20 protein-coding genes are annotated in these 22,218 nt (G+C 39.4%); 10 read left to right on the forward strand and 10 right to left on the reverse strand.

Going from position 1 to position 22,218, the window contains the following annotated elements:
- The first annotated feature begins 9 nt into the window (after positions 1-9).
- The 6 genes from HMPREF1128_RS02570 to HMPREF1128_RS02595 all read left to right on the forward strand — a co-directional run bounded on the left by HMPREF1128_RS02570 (position 10) and on the right by HMPREF1128_RS02595 (position 5,430).
- A complete protein-coding gene (locus HMPREF1128_RS02570; protein ID WP_007524301.1) occupies positions 10-729 on the forward strand; it encodes a hypothetical protein in 720 nt (239 codons plus the stop codon).
- 1 nt (position 730) lies between these two features.
- Positions 731-1,270 carry a septation protein A gene (locus HMPREF1128_RS02575; RefSeq protein WP_007524642.1) on the forward strand — a complete coding sequence of 180 codons (540 nt, stop codon included), beginning with the start codon at positions 731-733 and terminating at the stop codon, positions 1,268-1,270.
- A complete protein-coding gene (yciA, locus tag HMPREF1128_RS02580; RefSeq protein ID WP_007524439.1) occupies positions 1,270-1,743 on the forward strand; it encodes an acyl-CoA thioester hydrolase YciA in 474 nt (157 codons plus the stop codon). Before HMPREF1128_RS02575 ends, yciA begins: the two co-directional genes overlap by 1 nt.
- 53 nt (positions 1,744-1,796) lie before the next feature.
- Positions 1,797-2,078 (forward strand): YciI family protein, encoded by a 282-nt coding sequence (locus tag HMPREF1128_RS02585; RefSeq protein ID WP_007524104.1) that lies wholly within the window; start codon positions 1,797-1,799, stop codon positions 2,076-2,078.
- Between the two features lie 86 nt (positions 2,079-2,164).
- A complete protein-coding gene (gene glnE / locus HMPREF1128_RS02590; protein ID WP_007524765.1) occupies positions 2,165-5,014 on the forward strand; it encodes a bifunctional [glutamate--ammonia ligase]-adenylyl-L-tyrosine phosphorylase/[glutamate--ammonia-ligase] adenylyltransferase in 2,850 nt (949 codons plus the stop codon).
- Positions 5,015-5,052: 38 nt separating this feature from the next.
- Positions 5,053-5,430 (forward strand): YacL family protein, encoded by a 378-nt coding sequence (locus tag HMPREF1128_RS02595; RefSeq protein WP_007525442.1) that lies wholly within the window; start codon positions 5,053-5,055, stop codon positions 5,428-5,430.
- 75 nt (positions 5,431-5,505) lie between these two features.
- Here HMPREF1128_RS02595 and HMPREF1128_RS02600 read toward each other — a convergent pair whose 3' ends face one another.
- From HMPREF1128_RS02600 to proB, 9 genes are all read right to left on the reverse strand, one after another.
- Positions 5,506-7,239 (reverse strand): FTR1 family iron permease, encoded by a 1,734-nt coding sequence (locus HMPREF1128_RS02600; protein ID WP_035530078.1) that lies wholly within the window; start codon positions 7,237-7,239, stop codon positions 5,506-5,508.
- On the reverse strand, positions 7,202-8,422 hold the full coding sequence (gene efeB / locus HMPREF1128_RS02605) for an iron uptake transporter deferrochelatase/peroxidase subunit (protein WP_007524879.1): 1,221 nt from the start codon (positions 8,420-8,422) through the stop codon (positions 7,202-7,204). Before efeB ends, HMPREF1128_RS02600 begins: the two co-directional genes overlap by 38 nt.
- A gap of 14 nt (positions 8,423-8,436) precedes the next feature.
- The gene (efeO, locus tag HMPREF1128_RS02610) at positions 8,437-9,285 is read right to left on the reverse strand and encodes an iron uptake system protein EfeO (RefSeq protein WP_007525020.1); all 849 of its coding nucleotides are present in this window, start codon (positions 9,283-9,285) and stop codon (positions 8,437-8,439) included.
- 159 nt (positions 9,286-9,444) lie between these two features.
- Positions 9,445-10,854, reverse strand: coding sequence for a YdgA family protein (locus HMPREF1128_RS02615; protein ID WP_007524531.1), 1,410 nt, complete (start codon positions 10,852-10,854; stop codon positions 9,445-9,447).
- Between the two features lie 58 nt (positions 10,855-10,912).
- Positions 10,913-13,030 carry a 3-hydroxyacyl-CoA dehydrogenase NAD-binding domain-containing protein gene (locus tag HMPREF1128_RS02620; RefSeq protein ID WP_007524632.1) on the reverse strand — a complete coding sequence of 706 codons (2,118 nt, stop codon included), beginning with the start codon at positions 13,028-13,030 and terminating at the stop codon, positions 10,913-10,915.
- 12 nt (positions 13,031-13,042) lie between these two features.
- On the reverse strand, positions 13,043-14,347 hold the full coding sequence (locus HMPREF1128_RS02625) for an acetyl-CoA C-acyltransferase (RefSeq protein ID WP_007525269.1): 1,305 nt from the start codon (positions 14,345-14,347) through the stop codon (positions 13,043-13,045).
- Between the two features lie 130 nt (positions 14,348-14,477).
- Entirely contained in the window at positions 14,478-15,113 is a 636-nt protein-coding gene (gene nth, locus HMPREF1128_RS02630) for an endonuclease III (protein ID WP_007525381.1), read from the reverse strand.
- 2 nt (positions 15,114-15,115) lie between these two features.
- Entirely contained in the window at positions 15,116-15,877 is a 762-nt protein-coding gene (locus HMPREF1128_RS02635) for a TSUP family transporter (protein WP_007524013.1), read from the reverse strand.
- 7 nt (positions 15,878-15,884) lie between these two features.
- A complete protein-coding gene (gene proB, locus HMPREF1128_RS02640) occupies positions 15,885-16,976 on the reverse strand; it encodes a glutamate 5-kinase (RefSeq protein ID WP_007524282.1) in 1,092 nt (363 codons plus the stop codon).
- A gap of 91 nt (positions 16,977-17,067) precedes the next feature.
- Here proB and folA point away from each other — a divergent pair, with 91 nt between their 5' ends.
- Positions 17,068-17,571 carry a type 3 dihydrofolate reductase gene (gene folA / locus HMPREF1128_RS02645; protein WP_007524762.1) on the forward strand — a complete coding sequence of 168 codons (504 nt, stop codon included), beginning with the start codon at positions 17,068-17,070 and terminating at the stop codon, positions 17,569-17,571.
- Positions 17,572-17,578: 7 nt separating this feature from the next.
- Here the strand turns inward: folA and radA are convergent, their stop codons facing one another.
- On the reverse strand, positions 17,579-18,961 hold the full coding sequence (gene radA / locus HMPREF1128_RS02650) for a DNA repair protein RadA (protein WP_035530214.1): 1,383 nt from the start codon (positions 18,959-18,961) through the stop codon (positions 17,579-17,581).
- A gap of 178 nt (positions 18,962-19,139) precedes the next feature.
- Here radA and ppdD point away from each other — a divergent pair, with 178 nt between their 5' ends.
- Genes ppdD through HMPREF1128_RS02665 form a run of 3 tightly spaced genes read left to right on the forward strand, consistent with a single transcriptional unit; the run spans position 19,140 to position 22,216 of the window.
- On the forward strand, positions 19,140-19,610 hold the full coding sequence (ppdD, locus tag HMPREF1128_RS02655) for a prepilin peptidase-dependent pilin (RefSeq protein WP_007525164.1): 471 nt from the start codon (positions 19,140-19,142) through the stop codon (positions 19,608-19,610).
- Positions 19,611-19,638: 28 nt separating this feature from the next.
- Entirely contained in the window at positions 19,639-21,027 is a 1,389-nt protein-coding gene (locus HMPREF1128_RS02660; RefSeq protein WP_007524435.1) for a GspE/PulE family protein, read from the forward strand.
- A complete protein-coding gene (locus HMPREF1128_RS02665) occupies positions 21,020-22,216 on the forward strand; it encodes a type II secretion system F family protein (protein WP_007525394.1) in 1,197 nt (398 codons plus the stop codon). The genes HMPREF1128_RS02660 and HMPREF1128_RS02665 overlap by 8 nt, the downstream gene beginning before the upstream one ends.
- The last annotated feature ends 2 nt before the right edge of the window (positions 22,217-22,218 follow it).

Consider the following 22,218-nt stretch of genomic DNA (forward strand, 5'->3'; position numbering starts at 1 on the left):
GGATTTTCTATGCCAATCAATTTTCTACAACTTTTAGAAGAGAGTTGGAATTTTATACGTAATCAAACCCAATTTTCGATTATCGCTGTTGGTTTGTTTTTATCATTGAGTATTTTTAATCTTTATATGGCAGAACAATTTACGTCGGTTACATTAGAACCCACGCAAGGGCAGTCATTATTGGCGATTATACTCAGTTTATTGAATCTTTATGTTTCGGTGTTGATCATTTTAAATATTAAAGCGATCAACGATGGCAGTTTCCGCCATTTCTTTCAATCTGTAGGCATGGCACTTGCTCGTTTACCTGCTGCGATTGGCGTGAGCATGTTGGCGGTATTGCCTCTTTCTTTAGGCGCATCTTCTATTATTGTTGGGAATATGATGGGAAATGGCGTTTCAGTCGTTGGTTTGCCGTTATTAGTATTTGGGATCTATATTTTCCTTCGATTATGCCCAGCGCTGTATGCGACCTTGATTGAAAATTTACCGGTAATGCAAGCGGTCAAATTAACTTGGCGTTTAACCAAAGGCAAAATGTTAGTGATGATAGGCTATGCTGTATTCGCTTATCTTATTCCGCAGCTACTACCTGCATTATTGTCTAACTTGGGTAAGAATTTAGTTTTCCAAGTAATTTCTATTGGATCCAGTATTTTCTTTGCCTTGTTTTTAACGATTTTTGGCTTCCGTTTTTATCAAGTGCTTCGTCAATCTTATGAGGGCTAATATGAAACAGTTGATTGAATTTATTCCGCTGATTCTCTTTTTTGTTGTTTATAAATTATTTGGCACTCAAGAAGCGGCGATTGTTTTAGTGGTTGCAACGCTAGTGCAATTAGTTTTACTTAAAAAGCTGTACGGAAAAATTGAAAAAATGCAGCTGTTTATCGCAGGTTTTGTGGTTGTTTTTGGTGGATTAACCGCTTATTTTAATAACGATGAATTTTTAAAATGGAAAGTGACACTAATTAACGCACTTTTTGCCTTAGCGTTATTATTTAGCCAATTTGTGCTTAAAAACCCTTTAATTAAGCATATTTTAGGTAAAGAGATTCGTTTACCGGATGCCGTGTGGGCAAAATTAAATTTAGGTTGGGCAGGCTTTTTTATTCTCTGTATGCTGTTAAACCTATATGTGAGTTATTATTTATCTAGTGATGCTTGGTACACCTTTAAAGTTTTTGGACTGACAGGGTTGAGCTTAGTTGCCACTTTAGTGACAGGCATTTTTATTTACCCTTATCTTAAAGAACAGGAAAAGTCATAATGAAACAGACGCTTTATACAAAACAACCAGAAGGAAAATTACTACTAAGAACTTTAGCAATGCCTTCAGATACTAATGCAAATGGCGATATTTTTGGTGGTTGGATTATGTCGCAAATGGACTTGGGCGGCGCGATTTTAGCAAAAGAATTAGCAAAAGGCCGTGTGGTCACCGTAACCGTAGATAAAATGATTTTCCACCGCCCAATTTCAGTAGGTGATGTGGTGTGTTGCTATGGCACTTTAGTTAAACTAGGCCGCACTTCAATGCAAGTTAAAGTTGAAGTGTTTATCAAAGAGGTTTATCAAGGCATCAATGAACGTTTTAGAGTCACTGAGGCGCTCTTTACTTATGTAGCGATTGATAAAGAAGGCAAACCAACTCCTGTGCCACGCGAGAATAATCCAGAATTAGACGAAGCGATTCGTATTATGGAAAGTTTAAGCGATGAAGAGCGTGGTATTGTCTCTTAATATTTTTTATTGAAAATTGAACCAAACTATTTAACCCAAAAAAGGAGTCGAACATGTACTATGTAATCTTTGCGCAAGACAATCCAAATATGCTTGAAACCCGTATGGCGGTACGCCCAGCGCATTTAGCCCGCTTAGAAAAATTACAAGCGGAAGGTCGTTTATTAACGGCTGGCCCAAATCCTAGTGAAGATGGCAGCACGGTAACAGGTTCAACCGTGATTGCAGAATTTGATTCATTGGCTGATGCACAAGTTTGGGCATCAGAAGATCCTTATGTAGAAGCGGGTGTGTATGGTGATGTCATCATTAAACCATTTAAAAAAGTGTTCTAAAATTTTGGGGTAACATTTACCCCGCTTATATTTCAGCAAGTGGGGCAATCATGCCCCTTTTTTATTCAATCTAAGGATGCCGCCCAATGCTATTATCCGATTTGCAAAATCTCGCACAAAACTCACCGCTTGCACTTGCTCAAATGCTTTCCCCTTTTGTTGAACAAACCTTACAAAAACAGCCGAAACTGCTTGCCGAGTGGCAGAAAAAAGTGCCAATAGCTGAAAGCACAGGCAATTATGCCGAACGTTTGGCGCAAGTGTTAGCAATGGTTGAAGATGAAGAGGCATTGGCACATCAGTTACGTTTGTTTCGTCACCGTGAAATGGCCACTCTGAGTTTTTTGCAATCGAATAAATTGGCTTCCGTAGATTGGATTTTTGGCCAGCTTTCTGAACTTGCAGAAGTGTTAATTTTAGGTGCTAGAGATTGGCTTTTTGCACGCTGCTGTGAAGAATACGGCACACCGATGAATAGCTTAGGTGAGCCACAAGAGTTATTGATTCTTGGCATGGGAAAATTGGGGGGACATGAACTGAATTTCTCTTCGGATATTGATTTGATTTTCACTTATCCAGATGCAGGAGAAACCGTTGGCGGGCGTAAATCGATTGAAAACAGCAAGTTTTTTACTCGTTTAGGCCAACGATTGATTAAGGCATTAGATCAAATTACCCTAGATGGCTTTGTTTACCGGACAGATATGCGCTTACGCCCGTTTGGCGATAGTGGCGCACTCGTGCTGAGCTTTGCGGCAATGGAAGATTATTATCAAGAGCAGGGAAGAGATTGGGAACGCTATGCGATGATTAAGGCGAAAATCCTAGGTGAAGATCTGCAAAATATCAATCATCGCTATTTGAAATCGATGCTGCGTCCTTTTGTTTATCGCCGTTATTTGGATTTTAGTGCGATTCAATCGTTGCGTGAGATGAAGGAAAAAATCAGCCGAGAAGTGGTGCGTCGTCAGCTAAATGACAATATTAAATTAGGCGCGGGCGGCATTCGTGAAATTGAATTTATTGTTCAGACCTTCCAAATGGTTAGAGGCGGTCGCGATAAAATTCTTCAAGAGCGAAGCTTATTAAAAGTGTTGCCACATTTAGCGACACTAAAATTATTACAAGCAGAGCAGGTTGAACAGTTGCGCAATGCTTATCTTTTCTTGCGCCAAGTAGAAAATGTATTACAAGCGATTGAAGATAAACAAACTCAAACGCTACCAACAGATGCGCAAGATCAAGCTCGGCTTATTTTTGCTTGCCGTGAATATTGGCAAGGAAGTGGCGAAAATGCGCAATGGATTCAACACGATATGTCAGATTGGTCTACATTTTTAGCGGTATTAGACAGTTATCAGCAACAAGTGCGAGCGGTGTTTAATCAGATTATTGGTGAAGAGGATGATGAAGACGACACGCCATTAAATGCGCAATTAGCTGTTTGGCAAGATATTTTAACCGCTGAAATGACAGAAGAAGATTTAGCAAGCGTATTGCTCAATTATCCAGTCAAACCAGAGGATTATCAGACAATTTTCCAATTACTTTCAGCAACATTCCAAGATTGGGTTAAGCGCCCAATTGGGGTTCGAGGGCGCAAAGTACTCTCTCAACTCATGCCAAAAGTGATTGATGCAATTTGTCAGCGTGAAGATTACTTAGTATTGCTGCCTAGGATTTTAAATATTCTAGATAAAATCACGTTACGAACAACCTATTTAGAGCTTTTGCAAGAAAGAGATCAAATTCTACCGCTATTGCTCACGCTCTGTGGCCAGTCAATAATGATCGCCGAACAAATTGCGCGCCATCCAATGTTGTTAGATCAACTCATTATTCAAAATAGCCTAACACAAGTTATTGCATTAAGTGATTATAAAACGGCACTCAATGAATTTTTGATTCGAATTCCAGAAGATGATGAAGAAGCACTAATTGATACCCTTCGTCAATTTAAACAGAGCCATATCTTACGCATTGCCAGCGCAGATATTTTAGGCGTGCTGCCGGTGATGAAAATTAGTGATCATTTGACTTATTTAGCTGAGGCGATTATTGGTGCTGTAGTGAAAATGGCTTGGAAATCGGTACAACAACGTTTTGGGCAGCCTTCACATTTAGGCGCTGGCGAACAAGGTTTTGCGGTAATTGGTTATGGTAAACTTGGCGGCATTGAATTGGGGTATAATTCAGACTTAGATTTAGTGTTCTTGCATAATGCGCCATTAGATGCAGAGACGGTCGGCGGCAAAAAATCGATCAGTAACCATCAGTTTTATTTAAAACTCGCACAAAAAATCAATGCAATGTTTAACTTAAATACCAGTGCTGGTGTGCTCTATGAAGTCGATATGCGCCTTCGTCCTTCTGGCGAAGCGGGGCTATTAGTGAGCACCTTTAGTGCTTATGAAAGCTATCAGCAGACAGAAGCATGGACGTGGGAATCTCAAGCATTGGTGCGAGCGCGTTGTGTTTATGGTGATGCTGAATTAACCGAAAAATTTGAACAAATTCGCCAAAAAACGCTAGCAAGTGAGAGAGCAAGCGGTCAATTACGCCAAGAAATTTGCGAAATGCGCCAAAAAATGTATCAGCATTTAAGTGCTCACCATAGTGAAAGTTTCAATTTAAAAACCGATAAAGGTGGCATTACGGATATTGAGTTTATTGCACAATATTTGGTGCTTAATTATGCGCATCAGTCACCGAAAATGGCGGTGTGGTCGGATAATGTGCGTATTTTTGATGCTGCGGTTGAGTGTAACATTCTCAGTGAATCTGAAGGGGAATTGCTGAAACATTGCTATACGACCTTGCGCAATCGCATTCATCATCTTAATTTGCTCGGACAACCGAGTATTGTGCCACAAGCCGAATTCGTTGAAATGCGCCAGCAAGTTGAGCAAATGTGGCAGAAAATTTTTTATGAATAATGCTTTATCGGCATGACAGATTTTAAATGAGGAAATATATGGAATATCAATTTACCCATAGTATGCACGGCGTGATTGCTCGTTGTTCTATGGATCATGAGGCTTTTGCCCGTTGGTTAAATACTGAAATAACGGAAAACAGCAAAGATTTATCGCTTATTCTGACAGAAATTGAGCGCTGTAAACAGGCATTTCCTAATCAATACCAAGCGGTTTTTGAAGGGCGAGAATATACGTTAATTTTAGATAGCGATGAAGTCATCGTTAAAGCCAATAATTTGGAAGATCCGATAGATGAGGATTTAATGGAAGAAGGATTGCAATTTTACGATCAAGAAAGCATTGCTTTTTGTGGCTTAGAAGATTTTGAGGCATTTTTAAATGCTTATCGTGAATTTATGCAACGTTATCATTAAGATTTGCAAATTTTCTGAGAAAATTGACCGCTTGTCACTTAAAAGAAAGCCTCCGTATTTACGGAGGCTTTGACTTTATGCTTTTTCTGAATGGTTAAAACATTTAGCGATAATTGGAATGAGGCAGAGATAGAGCAGTTGTGCACCAATGCCTTCCCAACTTGGGTAAAATCCAATTTCAGGCAGGGAGAATGTGAAACCTTCTACAATATGCGTTGGTAAAATATTGGTAAGTTGGAGTGCATGCACACTGACACCCAAAATTTTGAAACCTAATGCATAAATCAGGAATGTCATCACTTTAAATAGGTGATGAATTGGCAATTTGGTTGCACTTTTTGCCATCACAAACGCTAAAACAATTAAACAGAGAATTGCAAGCCCAATCCCGAGGAGCAAATCATTTAGGCTAATGAGTGGTAGCATACCTACATAGAATAGGATAGTTTCAGCCCCTTCTCGGAACACCGAAAGAAAAGCGAGCGAAAGCATTGAAAGCAAGCTCCCTGTGGCTAAAGCTTTACTTACGTGTTTTTGGACAAAGTTTTTCCACCCTGTAATAGAGGATTTTGAGTGTAACCAAGCACCAACTAAGAGCATCATTGCAACGGCTAGAATCCCTACACCGCCTTCGATGATTTCACGGTTACTACCGGCAGAAATCGCAGGGAAGAGCTGTTGTAAAGCAATCGCACCTAATATGCTTGCCACAATACCAAGAATGCTACCCGCATAAACCCAGCGTTTGGCTTTCGGTTGGTTTGCAACATTTAAGGTGGTTAGCAACGCCATAATAATGAGTAATGCTTCGACCCCTTCTCTTAATAGAATCAGCATGGCATCTACAACGCCGTAGCTGCCAGAAACATCAATCGCTTTTAGCTCGCTAATCAATTGTTGGAATTTGGCTGTATTTTCCAGCGTATTACCTTTAGCAAGAATAACCGGTAATTCACTTTCTACTTTGGTATAAAGGGCACCATCACGGGTGCTGACTTCACCTTCAAAAATCGGCCATTGTTGAATAAATAGGGTTAAATCAGCTTGTGCACTTGCACTATCATTTTGTGTTAGTGCGGCGTAGCTTTTCTCTAACAAGGCAATACCTTCAGCTAACGTATTTGGTGCATCGGTGCGTTTTTCGACTTTTAATACGTTGCCACTTTTAAAATCAAGCAAGGCTGCTTTAAGTGCTTGGGATTGCGTTTCCATTTCTGCAAAATTGGCAGGATCACTTAACATGGCAATTCGCATTAAAGTCATTGCAGTTTCAATTTTCCCATAATGCCCGATACTGCTTTCACGTACAGCCATTTCATTTGCCGTCCAAGTGTTATTAAAACGCTTGTAGGTTTCTTGTGTTTGCTCAAGATTTTTCGCTTTAATCGCATCTGCTAATTGCTGATAAACTGGCATGACGCGTTTAGCAAACTGTTGGCGTTTAGCCGTATAATCAACAGGGTTTTGCTCTTTTTCAAACGCGACTAAGGCTTTTGAAAGGACAGCTAAGTTATCTAAATCTGGCTGAGAAATAGCCTGATTTAATGCTTCTGTGACCAGTTTTCCTTTTTCAGATTGATGTGCTTCAAGGGCTGAAAATTCCTGTTGCAAGGCTTTCAGTTGCGCTTGCGCTTGTTCTGTTTGATTTTCTTTGGTTGCAGTCATTACATCCGAAAGTTGAACAAACAGATGGCTAACGTTAAGCGCGCCGAAGCTCGGCGCGCCAAATAGCATCAAGCATAATAGCAAGAGGCTTTTAAAGGAAAAACGATTAAACTTGTTCAAATAAGGCTTTGCCCAGATAGTCATCTTGATCTTTTACTCCTGCGAAACAAGCAAAAATACCGCTACCAACGTGGGTAATGTACTCGTTCATTTTGTCGATATTGCCCAGCATTTTTTGGATTTTGATAAAGTTTTCCGGATTATGCTGGAAGGAAATGAATAATAAACCGGTATCAAATTGCCCAGTTTTTTGATCTACACCGCTAGCATAAGAGTAAGAGCGACGTAAGATTTCCATGCCCGCTTTTTTAGCTAAATGAACATGTGAATCTTCTGGTAGTATTGGCTTTTCATCTGTACCAAGCTCAACTTTATCAAATTCTTCTTTTTGCCCGTAAGCTGCGCCATTTTGTTTATAGCGCCCGAAGGTATTTTGTTGTTCATTAAGATTGGTGCGATCCCATGTTTCTAAGAACATTTGTACGCGACGAGCAATTAAGAATGACCCCTCTTTTAACCAGTTATTACCTTGATACCAAACTACTTTATCTAGCGCTTCACCCTGTTGATGGTTTGCAGTGCCATCTCTAAAGCCGAATAAGTTACGAGGGGTATGTTTATCAAAAGAGTTAAAACCAGATTGGCTCCAATGCATGGTGATATGGCTACGTGCCACTCTCACTAAATTACGTACGGCATGGAATGCCACTTGAGGATCATCTGCGCAAGCTTGGATACAAATATCGCCGCCGCTATATTCTTCACGTAACTGATCACGAGGAAAATGTGGTAAATCGACTAATTCTGGTGGGCAGAATTTTTCGATATTTAATTTTTTAAAGAAACTTGGGCTAACCCCAAAGGTCAGTGTCAGATTGTAGGTTGGGAGATCTTCTGCTTCACCTGTATCTTTTGGCGGGATATAGCCATTTTCACTATAACCTTCTACCATTTCACCTTTGGTAAGTTTTTGGCTGTATTTTGTCCAAGTGTGGAACATTTCTTTAATTTCATTGATGTCTTGGCTGTGTAAATCCAACACCATAAAATAGATATGTTTTTGCGCAGGCGTAGTGATACCGGCTTGGTGAGTGCCATAAAATGGCGTTTGTTGATGGTCATGATTGCAAGCAGAGGAAGCAGAAGAGGCGGTGGTTTGTGCCACCGCAGGAAGGCTTGAAGTGCCGGCAAGAAGTCCGGCACCAAGAAATCCAGCTTGCTTAATGAAATCACGACGCCCACGAAGTTGTGAATCTTGTTTTTTCATTATTTTTGCCTCGATTATTTACCTAAAATAATACCCATTTGAGAAAGTGGTTCACCTAATTTGTTTACCGCTTCAGCTAGTGCTTTAGTATCCGCTTGGGTAAGTTTGTCATAACCAACATAGTGATAACCATCTTTAGATTGGTTATATTTAGCTAAAAGCGTATTTACATGAGCAAATTTTGATTCAATATCTTTAGCTAATTTAGCATCTTTTTGAACGATGGTTGGTTTGAGTAAAGCAAAGATTTTTTCAGCCCCTTCAATGTTGGCTTTAAAATCGTAGAGGTCGGTTCTAGAGAAGATGTCTTCTTCACCAGTAATTTTACTGGTTGAAACTTCATTAAGTAGGTCAACGGCACCTGTGATCATCAATTCTGCAGTCACCTCTGTCGTTGGGATTTTTGCGCGTAATTCTTTTACATCTTTTAACAGTTGATCAGCAACAGCTTCTGTTCCTTTGGTAGTGTTTTCAGTCCATAAGATTTTTTCAATTTTATGGAAACCAGTCCATTCGTTTTCAACGGTTTTTTCATCACTTGGCTTGTTGTTGCTTTTTGCATCTTCTTGAAGATCGGCAAGACGAGCATCAATGCGTGGGTCTAATTCACCAAAGCTTTCTGCAATAGGCTCAGAACGCTCATAGTACATACGGGCAAGCGGGTAGATTCTTTTTGCTTCTTCCACATTACCTGCTTTTAATGCTGCCACAAATTTTTGTGTATCTGCTTCTAAGTGATCGATTTGCTCAATCACAAATTGTTTATAAGCTTCAGTTTCTTTTTGAAATGGTTGAGCGGCAGAAGCACTATTTACCATGAAAAGGGCAGTTGAAATGGCAAATGCTAGTGATTTAATACGCATACAAACTCCTAGTGTGTATAAATGAAATAATTCTCATTTATCTTACTATTATTGAGAAATAGATACAAGAAAGAATTTTTCAAACAAGCGGTCGTTTTTAAAGAAAATTTTGCAAAAAAAACCTAGCACAGGTGCTAGGTTTGTATAAAAAGCGAGAGGTTAGTGACCAAAAATTGACATGCCACTAAACATAATTGCTAACATTGCAGTTTGTAATTGTTCTTCAGAAACGGCTTCACCATTGAAATACATTTTTTGATCATCACGCACTTCAAGTAATCCGTGAATCTGTTTACCATCTTTTGATAAAAGGCCTGACTGTTCAGCATTTTGGCGAATTTGTTCTATCTGTTCTTTTACTAACTCTTCTGATTTTGCACCTTCATCAAATTTAGCTGCTTGGGACAGAATCTGTTCTAGCGAACTTAAATCAATTTTGAGCTCAATTTTTGATGGATTAAAGATTTTGAATGTTTCTGAGATAGTCTGGCTTTGCGCAACATCTTCAGGTTTAAATGGCTTGAGACTAATATCTACGGTTAATTGCTGTTTTCCTTTTTCATTAGTTAAAGAGAAATCATTAAGTTTAAATACTGGAGCATGGTAAAGAAGGTCTGCCTCTTTTTCTAGTATCGCGATAGAATCTTCTTCTGTCATGTTTTTTTTCTGTTCAATGACTGCAGAAAGTTCTTCCAATGTTTTCGCATCTAGGTTCATTGCTAAATCTGAATGGAATTGTCCAACTTTCACTAAATTATTCGCATTTGTGCCGAATTTAGCATCAAGTTGAAGGTCCATAGTCCCATCAACGCGATCATTCTTAACTTGGCTATCGCCTTTTATACGGATCTGATCAGCAACTAAAACAGTACCTTTACCATTGATAGTTAGATTATCAATGTTTAAAGAATAAGGACCAATGCCGGTCAGACGAGGATAAGTACTATTTGAGGTAAAATCTGAAGAGTAGTGGAGACCTGAAATGATAGAGTTCTCTTCATCTGTTCCAATTTTGATTTTATCTGCCTGAATACTTTGTTTTGAGGTATTAGAGAAATTACCACTTACCTTGATTTCTGAGCTAGAAATAGTTGAAGTATTGATTGGCGCAATAACATAATGACTATTTGGTGTACCATCATAGCCAACATCGGTTGTGCCTGAAATTAATTCTTTTTGACCAAATAAAGTTTTAGTTTCCTCATTTGCGGCAAAAATATGGTTTTCTGCACTGAATAATACTGGGGCTAAATCTAGTTTAGCTAAGCGATTTAATGGGAAAGGCCCGTGATGGAGTTTATCTTTACCACTAAATTGGTAAGTTTCGCCATCATAGGTGCCTTCTACGGTATAGGTAACATCAGAGCTAAAAAAGCCTTTTGTTAATACAACATCCTTAATTTGCGCGTTTTCAATATTGTATTGAGCAAGTAACTTGAGCTCTTTATTTGAGTTTTCAATCAGTTGCGCGTAACGTTGTTCAATTTGAGAACCTGTAAACCACGCACCGCCGACTGCGGCTACACCAAGTGCTGCTACAAGTGAAATGGCAATTGTCGATTTTTTCATATAAGTCCTTATGAAGTTAAGAAAATAAGTAAAATTTTATTAAAATATGACCGCTTGTTTAGCCTTTAGCTTGCTCAATGAGCCAGTCACAAGGAGCAAAACGTGCGCCATATTGTTGGCTGTGCAGTTTTAATTGATGCACAATTTCTTTCGCACCAATGTGATCCATATAAGCATAAATGCCTCCTAAAAATTCAGGAAAACCGATACCTAATACTGAGGCAACGTTACCTTCTTCTTTAGATTGAATCACATTATCTTGTAAACACCATGCTGCTTCGTTAAGCATTCTCAGCAAGCAACGGCGAACAATTTCTTCGGCTTCTAAATCATTACGCGCGATAGTTTCCATGACATGATAAATACTTTTATCTTCTTGTACACGCTCATTATATCGATCATAAAGATAGAACCCGCGTTTATTTTTCAGCCCTTTACGTTCGTTACGAATCAATAAATCTACTTCATCTGGCAAGTCAAAACGTTGCCCGAGGGAGGCTGCTAATGTAGGTGTTGCGCGTGTTAAAATATCTAACCCCATTTCATCAATCATGGCTAAAGGCCCAATTTCAAAACCGAATTCTTGTAATGCTCGGTCAATAAATTCGATGGATTCACCTTCAACTAAGCAATGAATGGCTTCGTTTAAAAATGGGATTAACAAACGATTGATAAAACCGCCTGGCGAATCTGAAACGAGTAGCGGAATTTTGCCTTGTTGAATGGCAAAGTGAATTGCTGTCGCTATCGTATGTTCGCAAGTGCTTTCATGGGGAATAATTTCCACCATTTTCTGTTTAATTACTGGGCTAAAGTAATGAAAGCCAATTACATTTTGGGGACGTTCAGCAACTTTTGCAATTTCCGCAATGCGGAAGGTTGAGGTGTTCGTGGCTAAAATCGTCTGTTCACTGTAATACGATTCACTTTCTTTAATGAGCTGTTGTTTAAGCGGCAGATTTTCATAAACCGTTTGAATGACAAAATCTGTTGATTTTGCACCAACTAAACGTTCTCCCCCAGTAATAAGATTCATCCGTTGCAGCATTTCACCTGCAGATAACTGCTGATTTTTGACCGCTTGTTGCATCAATGCATAACTTTTCTGTAACGCTTTTTGAATTTCCGATGGATGAATATCCTTGATGCGCACTGGGATTTTAGCATTAAATGCCGTTAAATAGGCAATATCTGCACCAATATAACCTGAACCAAGGATAGTTACTAACGAAACATCTCGCACGTTACCTCGAATGCGGTATTTATCTCGCATTAAACGTTCGGTGCGCTGTAAATCAATCAACACTTTAGAAGTGTTAGAATGCAGCAATTTAGCAAAAGCTACTTGCTCAAGTTTTAACCCCGCTCTAAAGTGCGGCTCTTTAAGTAATTCTAGCAATTCAGTAATTGCTGGGTAGTGCCCAAAGGTTTTCTGCCAGGTTTGGTTTTCGATGCGATCTAATAATTTATTTCGCAGAAAAGTATTGCCTTCTAACTGTTTACGCCATTGTTGTATCCATGTTCGCGTTTTCTTTGGATCTGCTTTTTTGACTTGTTGATTTAACAGTAATTGATAAGCGATTGGCAATAACTGTGGCGAAGGCACAATTTGATCGATAAGCGAAAGCTTTAATGCGCGCTCAGTGTTAATTTTTTCGCCTGTAAGCAATAAATTTGCTGCTTGCCATAAACCAATTAAACGCGGTAGGCGTTGTGTCCCTCCAGCAAACGGGAGTAAGCCTGAGCGCACTTGTGGCATAGCAAATTGCGTATGCACCGATTCTGCCGCAATGCGGTAATCGCAGGCTAAAGCGAGTTCGAGCCCTACACCAAAGCAGTTGCCTTCAATCGCAGCAATAACGGGTACTTTCAGCATATTCAGTTCGCGCATTAAATTTTGAGCATCTTCTGAAAAGCTTAATAGTTGTGCTTCGCTATATTCTTGCAATAAGCTTGGCTTGAGGCCTTGAATAAAGGTATTAGGGCAGTCGGAATACAAAATAACGCCCTTTGCCTGTGTATATAAAATCTTGCCAATTAAATAACGCAGTTCGCTAATAAAATTAAGTGATAACCAGTTGGCTTCAGCATTTGGCGTACGAATTCGAATTAAGGCAATTTGATTTTCATCTATTTCAAAATGAAAGCTATTTTCTGGAGAAAGTTGTTCTGTCATTGTTACGCCTGCTTATTCTGTTTCTAAAACCATTGCGGCACCTTGTCCGCCCAAACCACTTGAAGCCACGAGAGAAATTCCCCCACCTTGGCGTTTTAACGCATGAAGTGATTGAATAACGGTGCGCAAACTGGTTACTGCGCGTGGATTACCAAAAGCAATGGAGCCACCTAAATGATTGAGCTTAGTTTGGTTAATTTCACCTAAACAAGCGGTGCGATTTAGATGATTTTTTGCAAAATCATTGTCTTCAAACAGTCGAATATTCATCAACATTTGGCTTGCAGAAGTTTCATGAATATCAATTAAATCCATATCTTTTAAAGTCAAACCTGCACCAGTTAAGGCTTTGGAAGACGCAATCGTCGCACCCGCAAACATATTTTGCCAAATATCGTTGCCAGTAATCGCATAACTTCGAATGTAGCCAAGCGGGGTATAACCGAGCGCTTTTGCCTTGCTTTCATTCATCAATAACACTGCCGCTGCGCCATCCGTAGGTTGTGGCATATTTGCTTCTGTTACTGTGGCATAGGGTTTATTGATAAGCGGAGAAAAACGCTGATAATAGGCTGGTTTAGCCGCTGCTGCTGTTAAGGTATCTGAAACAACAAAATCGGTATAAGGACGAGGGCAAGATTGCATCACTTCTTCTTTTAATAACCCAACTTTCCACGCATTCAATGCTTTTTCATTTGAATGGCGGGCGTATTCATCTTGCGCTTCACGGCTAATTTGATGCTGTTGTGCCATTTGCTCAGAAAGTTCAGCAACCGACATTTGTGTAGTGAAATCTTTAAGGTTTACGCCATGCAATTTAAGATCTCGCCAAGAAAATTGACGAAAACGGCGATACTTTTCTTCTAATGTCTCTGCAGTAAAAATTGACTTAAGCTTATAAATTACGCGAGGGCTCAAGCTTAATGGCGCATTAGAAATGGAATCCGCACCACCTGCGATTCCGGTTGTACTTGCGCCACTTAATATGCTGTTAGTCACATTCACAATCGCTTGCAATCCGGAAAGGCAAGAGCTACTAATACTGTAGGCTTGAATTTGCGGCATATTTAATGCTAATGCAATTTCACGGGCAGGGTTTGGAATATCGGGCTGTTGAATCACTTGCGCAAAAACTAACTGATCAATTTCTTGGCGAGAAAGTGCCGTGCGACTTAATAATTCATTGGTCACCATCGTACCAAGACTGGTGGCATAGGCATCTTTAAAGCCAGTATCTCGACGAGCAAAAGGCGTTCTTAAGCCAGAAACGATGGCAATACGTTCTCCTTTTGCGGTGCGAAGTGATTGATTTAACATGGATTATCCTTATTAGCGGTATTTGGGCTGGATTTTATCAGCCAAACCCTAAATAAACAAACCGTCTGCAGAAATTAGAAATTCTACAAGCGGTTGTTTTTTGAGTGCGTTTTACCAATTTTTTATTGAATTAAATGTCGGTTTTTTCTTTATATTCGCATAAATCTTCAATAATGCAGGAACCACAGCGTGGCTTGCGAGCAATGCAAGTATAACGCCCATGAAGAATGAGCCAGTGGTGGACATCGACTTTAAATTCGCTGGGTACAACTTTATTGAGTTTTTCCTCAACTTTAACCACATCTTTGCCAGGGGCAAAGCCTGTACGGTTGGCAACGCGGAAAATATGGGTGTCAACTGCAATGGTCGGATGACCAAATGCAGTATTTAAAACCACATTTGCCGTTTTTCTTCCTACGCCTGCAAGCGCCTCAAGGGCTTCTCGATTTTCTGGCACCTGACTATGATGCTTTTCTACTAAATCTCGGCACGTCTTTATAATATTTTCTGCTTTACTATTAAATAACCCGATAGTTTTAATATACTCTTTTAATCCATCTACCCCGAGCGCTAAAATTGCCTCGGGTGTATTAGCTACGGGGAATAATTTATCAGTCGCTTTATTGACCCCTTTATCTGTGGCTTGTGCAGAAAGAATGACGGCAATCAGCAATTCAAATGGGGTTGAAAAATTGAGTTCCGTGGTTGGATGTGGGTTTTCGTTACGTAAACGAGTTAAAATTTCAATACGTTTTGCTTGATTCATATTTAGAAAAATCCTTGGTCGTAGAGCATTTTAGCGACCATTAAAAATGAAATTGTTACTAACATTGGACGAATTAAGCGCTTACCTTTCGTAACAACCATTCTAGCCCCCAGCGTACCGCCGATAAATTGACCTATCATCATCACAATACCAACTTGCCAAATGACTGCACCACCTAAAATAAAGAAGATGAGCGAGGCTAAATTTGAAGTAAAGTTTAGTACTTTTGCATGGGCGACGGCTTTGGTTAAGTTAAAACCAAGTAATAACACAAAAGAAAGCGTATAAAATGAGCCAGCAGCAGGACCAAAAACACCATCGTAAAAACCAATTGTAGCACCCACTAATACCGCAAAAAGTGGATAGCTAATCCGTTGTTTCTTATCATCATCACCAATGCTAGGTGCAAATAAAAAATACAACCCAATTGCGAGTACTAAAAACGGCAAAAATACTTTAAGCGATTGTACATCAATGCGTTGAACTAAAATTGAACCGATTGCCGCACCTAAAAAAGTTAAGGCAATGAGTAAAAGGATTTCACGCAAGTTCACCGCTTTTTTTCTTACAAAATAGAGTGATGCTGAAAAAGAACCGCCGCAGGCTTGTAATTTATTTGTACCAAGCGCAAGGGCGGGGTGCATACCGGTTGCCAGCAATGCCGGTATGGTCAGTAATCCGCCACCCCCTGCGATAGCATCAATAAAACCTGCAAAAGTAGCTACCGAAAAGAGTAGCGCTAAAAGCTCAATAGAGATTTCCATTTAAACCTCAATAAACAACCATTTCGTCACTATGTAAAGCAACTGAACCGAATTCATAACCTAGAATAGTTTCAATATCTTGTGACTTTTTGCCCTTAATACGTGCTAAGTCATCGCTACTGTAACGAGTCAGCCCGATAGCAAGCGCTTTACCGTCGGCATTAAAAATTTTCACGACTTCGCCGCGAGAGAATTCCCCTTTAATTTGAATAATTCCAACGGGTAATAATGATTTATGTGCAGATAGCGCAGTTTCGGCACCGCTATCAACATAAATAGAACCTACTTGTGGGGCAGCAAATAGCCACTGTTTTCTGCCTTCCAAGCGGTCGGATTGGACTAAAAATTTACTACCAATAGCTTTGCCGTTGGCTAAATCAACCAGTACATTTTCACGTGAGCCAGAGGCAATGATGGTTTCTACACCTGAACGCGTGGCAATGTCGGCCGCAATAATTTTGGTACTCATTCCGCCTGTACCAAGGCCTGTTGAGCTACCGCCAGCAATTTCACGGATATGCGGAGTAATTTTCTCAACGACGGAAAGTAGCATCGCATTTGGATCTTTACGAGGGTCGGCACTAAATAAGCCCTCTTGGTCAGTTAATAGGTAAAGTTGATCTGCTTGCGCAAATATCGCAACAAGGGCGGAAAGGTTATCGTTATCGCCCACTTTAAATTCTTCGGTGGCAACGGTATCGTTTTCATTGATGACGGGGATAATTCCGTGTTCAAGCAGGGCGTTAAGCGTATCACGCGCATTTAAAAAACGTTCGCGATCATCAATATCGGCACGAGTCAGTAAAATTTGCCCAATATGAATGCCATAAATATCGAACAAACTTTCCCAAGTGCGAATTAACTGACTTTGCCCTACGGCAGCTAGCATTTGTTTATTGGCTAAAGTTTTTGGTAATTCCGGATGGCCTAAATAATCTCTTCCAGCGGCAGCAGCGCCGGAGGTTACAACAATCACGCGGTGGTGTTGGTGTAATTGGGCAATTTGTTTTACTAATTCCAGCATATATGGACGGCTTAAACTTTTTTGTCCATGAGTAAGCGTGCTAGTGCCAAATTTAATTACAATCGTTTTTTTCATTATTGCCTCAAATAAGTCGTGAAATTTTTGCAAAAGTAGCACTTTTGTTTGTTAAAATCACGCGTAATTTTTTAGAAAACGGAAGAAATTCATGATTAGTTTAATTGTTGCACGGACTCAAAATCATATCATCGGAAAAGAGAACCAAATGCCGTGGCATTTACCACGAGATTTAGCTTGGTTTCGTCAAAATACATTAGAAAAGCCCGTGATTATGGGGCGTAAAACTTATGAATCTATCGGGCGCTTATTGCCTAAGCGCCCCAATATTATTCTTTCTCGTTCAGGTTTTGCCGTAGAAGGTGCATATTCTGCCACTAACTTAGAACAAGCGGTCGAAATTGCACAACGTTTTGCAAATGCGGAAAATGCCAATTTTGAAGTGATGATCATCGGTGGAGGCGAGCTGTTTAAACAAGCACTATCGATGGCTAAACGCCTTTATTTGACCGAAATTCAAGCTGAGATTGTAGGCGATACTTTCTTTGAGTTTGATGAAGAAAATTGGCAGCAAATAAGTTCAGAGCGCGTTGAAGCGGATGCGCAAAACGCTTATGCCTGCCAATTTATGATTTTTGAACGCAAAAAGCCCTAAATAGGCTTTAAAGGTTACCAATGATATCAAGTGCATCACTAAGTTTTTTCACGGTAATCACTTCCATGTCTTTAATCGCTTTTTTCGGTGCATTGGCATAAGGCACAATAGCACGTTTAAAGCCATGTTTTGCAGCTTCAGAAATTCGCTCTTGTCCACTGGGTACAGGGCGAATTTCTCCTGCCAATCCCACTTCGCCAAAAACGACTAAATCTTGTGGTAGCGGGCGATTTCTAAAGCTAGAAATCAACGCCAAGATCAAGGCTAAATCTGCGCTGGTTTCGGTGACTTTTACCCCACCTACTACATTAACGAAGACATCCTGATCCGACATTTGTAAACCACCGTGGCGGTGTAATACGGCCAATAATAGTGAAAGACGGTTATGATCTAGCCCAACAGCCACACGGCGTGGATTGGCCAGCATGGAATGATCGACTAATGCCTGAATTTCGACTAAAAGTGGTCTGGTTCCTTCCCACAATACCATGACGGAACTGCCTGGTACTTGTTCATCACTACGGCTTAAAAAGATGGCGGAAGGGTTTTTGACTTCTTTCAGTCCTTGCTCCGTCATCGCAAAAACGCCTAATTCATTTACTGCACCAAAACGGTTTTTTTGCGAACGTAAAGTTCTAAACCGTGAATCGGATTCACCTTCCAGTAAGAGTGAGGCATCAATCGCATGTTCTAACACTTTCGGGCCAGCAAGCGTGCCATCTTTAGTTACGTGACCAACCATAATAATCGCCACTTGCCTTGTTTTGGCATAACGGGTAAGAAATGCAGCACATTCTCTTACTTGGGCGACTGAACCTGGGGAAGATTGAATATCCGCTAAATGCATTACTTGAATAGAGTCGATAACCATCAGTTTAGGTTTTTCTTGATCGGCAATATTACAAATATGTTCAACAGAAGTTTCTGAAAGCATTTTCAAATGTTCAGTCGGTAAACCTAAGCGATTAGCTCGCATCGCCACTTGTTGAAGAGATTCTTCGCCTGTTACATATAAGGTAGGTAAAGCTTGAGATAAGCCACACATGACTTGTAGTAATAATGTCGATTTCCCTGCACCGGGGTGACCGCCAATAAGAATTGCTGAGCCGGGTACGACACCACCACCTAACACGCGATCTAACTCTTGAAAGCCACTGCTAAATCTTGGCACTTCTTGTAAGCTAATTTCTGAAAGCGCTTGAACTTTGCCCGAAGTTTCACCCGCATAACCGCTAAAACGATCGCCTTTTGATTTATTCTCTTTGGCTGAAATTAAGCGAACTTCGCTAATAGTATTCCAAGAAAGACACTCTTTACATTGCCCCATCCATTTTGAGTATTCTGCGCCACAATCATTACACACATAGGCTGTTTTCGGTGCTTTAGCCATATCATCCCCAATAATCTGTAAAAACAGCCAGATAATAGCAATTTTCACTGAATAAATAAACATGCCTCTAAATTATTTCTGCGATCTCGCTCGAAAATTTGAAAAGCCTTTCTCGCAAAAAATTCGAAAACTTGCAAACTAGCGCCGCGTGAATGGCACGCTTAATAAAGGAACTTTTATGCATTTTTCATTTATGACAAAACCGCTTCAGCGGGCATTTACTTTAATTGAACTGATGATTGTTATCGCCATTATTGCCATTTTGGCAACGATTGCGATTCCGGCATACAGTAATTACACCAAAAAGGCAGCACTGTCTGAGTTATTACAGGCTTCTTCTACATATAAATCGGATGTAGAAATCTGTATTTATAACACTAACAATGTGGCTAGTTGTTCTGGCGGTTCAAATGGTGTTCAAGCAAATAAAACCTCGGCAGATGATTCTAAATATTTAGCTAGTGTTTCTGTAGCGAGTGGCGTGATTACCGTAACCGGTAAGGGAAGCCTTAACGGCTATAGTTATACGATGACGCCAAAATTTAACGCTAATACGATTAGTTGGACAACCAGTTGTAAAGGAGATGATGTGGGGATATTTCCTGCGAATTTCTGTGGTGCAACAACAGCAAGTTCTGGCACAAATTAAAGCTTAGGTAATAAATAAGGAAATCAAAATGTCTTACTCGGTTTGTGATATTCAAAACCAAAGAATCTTTGAAATTTCAGAACAGCAATGGACAAAAAATTGCCATGAAAAGAACATTTTATTGCGCTATTTGGCGATTCCATTGAAAGAAGATCATGAAACCCTTTGGTTAGCAATAGATAACGAAAATAATCTCAACGCTTGTGAAATTTTTGCATTTATTGCACATAAACGAATTGAGCCCGTTTTGATTTCCTCTTTGGAACTAAAACGACTACTTGGCTTGTTATCGCATGAGGAGTCCGTTAATGAAGAAATAGATGAAATTGCGCATTATCAAATTGTGAGTGAAGAAGAGAACATTGATTATCAAGACCCCATTATTCAAGTACTAGAGAAGCTTTTTAAATATTGTTTAAAAGAAAATGTTTCAGATATTCACATTGAGCCGAAAAAACAAGATTTAGTGGTTCGTTTAAGAATTGATGGCGTATTGCATCTTTATAAAACCTATTCACAGCAATTTGCTAGCCGCATGATTTCCCGCATTAAACTATTGTCCAAACTAGATATTAGTGAATCTCGCTTACCGCAAGATGGCCAGTTTAGCTTTAAAACTACGTTGGCAGAAACTTTAGATTTCCGCGTTTCAACTTTACCAACGGCATATGGCGAGAAATTAGTTTTACGATTACAAAAAAATAAGCCGACTCATTTTGATTTTTTAACGCTAGGACTCACGGAATCGCAGAAATCCAGTTTATTAAATGCTTTAGCGCAGCCACAGGGACTCATTTTAGTCACAGGGCCTACTGGGAGTGGTAAAAGTATTACGCTATATAGTGCATTAAGCCATTTAAACCAGCCGGATAAGCATATTTTAACGGCAGAAGATCCTATTGAAATTGAGATTGAGGGCATTATTCAAACGCAAGTCAATCGAGGGATTTCACTTGATTTTAGCCAGTTGTTGCGCACTTTTTTGCGGCAAGATCCAGACATTATTATGTTAGGTGAAATTCGCGATGAAGAGAGTGCAGAAATGGCGCTTCGTGCTGCACAAACGGGGCATTTAGTGCTTTCTACATTGCATACTAATGATGCACCTTCAGCGTTTGAGCGGTTGCTGCAATTAGGCATTAAAGATTATGAATTAGAAAATGCACTGTTGTTAGTGATTGCGCAGCGACTTGTCAGAAAATGTTGTGTTCATTGTGCTGGTCAAGGTTGTGCAGAGTGTCATCAGGGCTATAAAGGCAGAACTGGGGTTTATCAATTTTTTGCAAAAAATGGTAAAACTTTTGAAAAATCGACCGCTTGTTTAGATTTCCAAACGTTAAGAGAGAGCGCAGAACAAAAACTACGTATGGGAGAAACGAATGAAGCTGAAATTTCTCGGGTGTTAGGCTATGTTTAAAATTGCGCAATTTGATTGGAAAGCAACAGATCGTCACCAGCGTATTCAACGTGGAAAAATGTTGGCAAAAAATAGCGAAGCTGTAGAACAAGTTTTACTGGCAAAAGGTTATTTGCCGATTTTTATTCGCCGTAATTTTATTTTAGCAACCAAACCAAAAAAATCAGAAGTAACACAATGTTTATTACAATTGAGTTTATTATTAAATGCAGCGATGCCATTAAAACAAAGTCTGCATTTAATTTTAGATGGCCTTGAAAACATTCCGTTATTTAATTGGCTAAATAGTGTTATTTCACAAGTAGATGCAGGTTTCCCTTTTTCTCATGCGTTAGAAAAACAAGCTCAATACCTTTCTAATCAAGAAATTCAGCTGATTAAAATGGCGGAAAAGACAGGTAGTTTAGCAAAAATGCTAGATAATATTGTTCAAACGCGGTTAAAGTCAGAAAAAATCTTTAAAAAAGTAAAACGAGTCTTGTTTTACCCTATCTTTATTTTAATAGTTTCTTTTTTACTTTCATTAGCGATGTTAATTTTTATCGTCCCGTCATTTGCTGAACTTTATCAAGGAAAAGAACAAAGCCTGCCATTTATTACAGAGGTTTTATTTAGGCTCTCTCAATTGTTGAGAGAACATGGTGTTTTATGGCTAATTATTAGTTTATTGATAATTGGATTGTTATTTGGCATTAACCAAATAAGTGATGTACTTAAAAAGCTAAAAACAAAAATGATTGCGCATATTCCAATCTTTTCTCAGATTATTCAGCAGGCGCGTATTATTTATTTTACGCAAAATGTGGCATTGATGCTCAATGCGCATATTCGGTTAAGTTTAATATTAACGTCTTTTTTATCTGAAAAACAAACTGACAAAATACTTGAACAAGAAATTCATTGGATGAGTCGATTACTCTCACAAGGTTATTCTTTTGCAGAAGGATTAAATCCTGCGGTTTTTACTACACAAGTGGTTCAGATGATCGCCATTGGTGAGAAAAGCGGTAAATTGGCTACGATGTGTGAGCATGTAAGTGAAATTTATCAACAACAATTAGATCATCAAATAGATATGCTTTCACAAATGCTAGAACCTATGTTGATGTTAATCATGGGCGTAATTGTGGGCACTATTATTATCGGTTTGTATTTACCGATTTTTGATATGGGAAGTCTGGTGGGATAAGT

Origin of the sequence: Haemophilus sputorum HK 2154 (assembly GCF_000287615.1) — a bacterium.
GTDB classification, from domain to species: domain Bacteria; phylum Pseudomonadota; class Gammaproteobacteria; order Enterobacterales; family Pasteurellaceae; genus Haemophilus_A; species Haemophilus_A sputorum.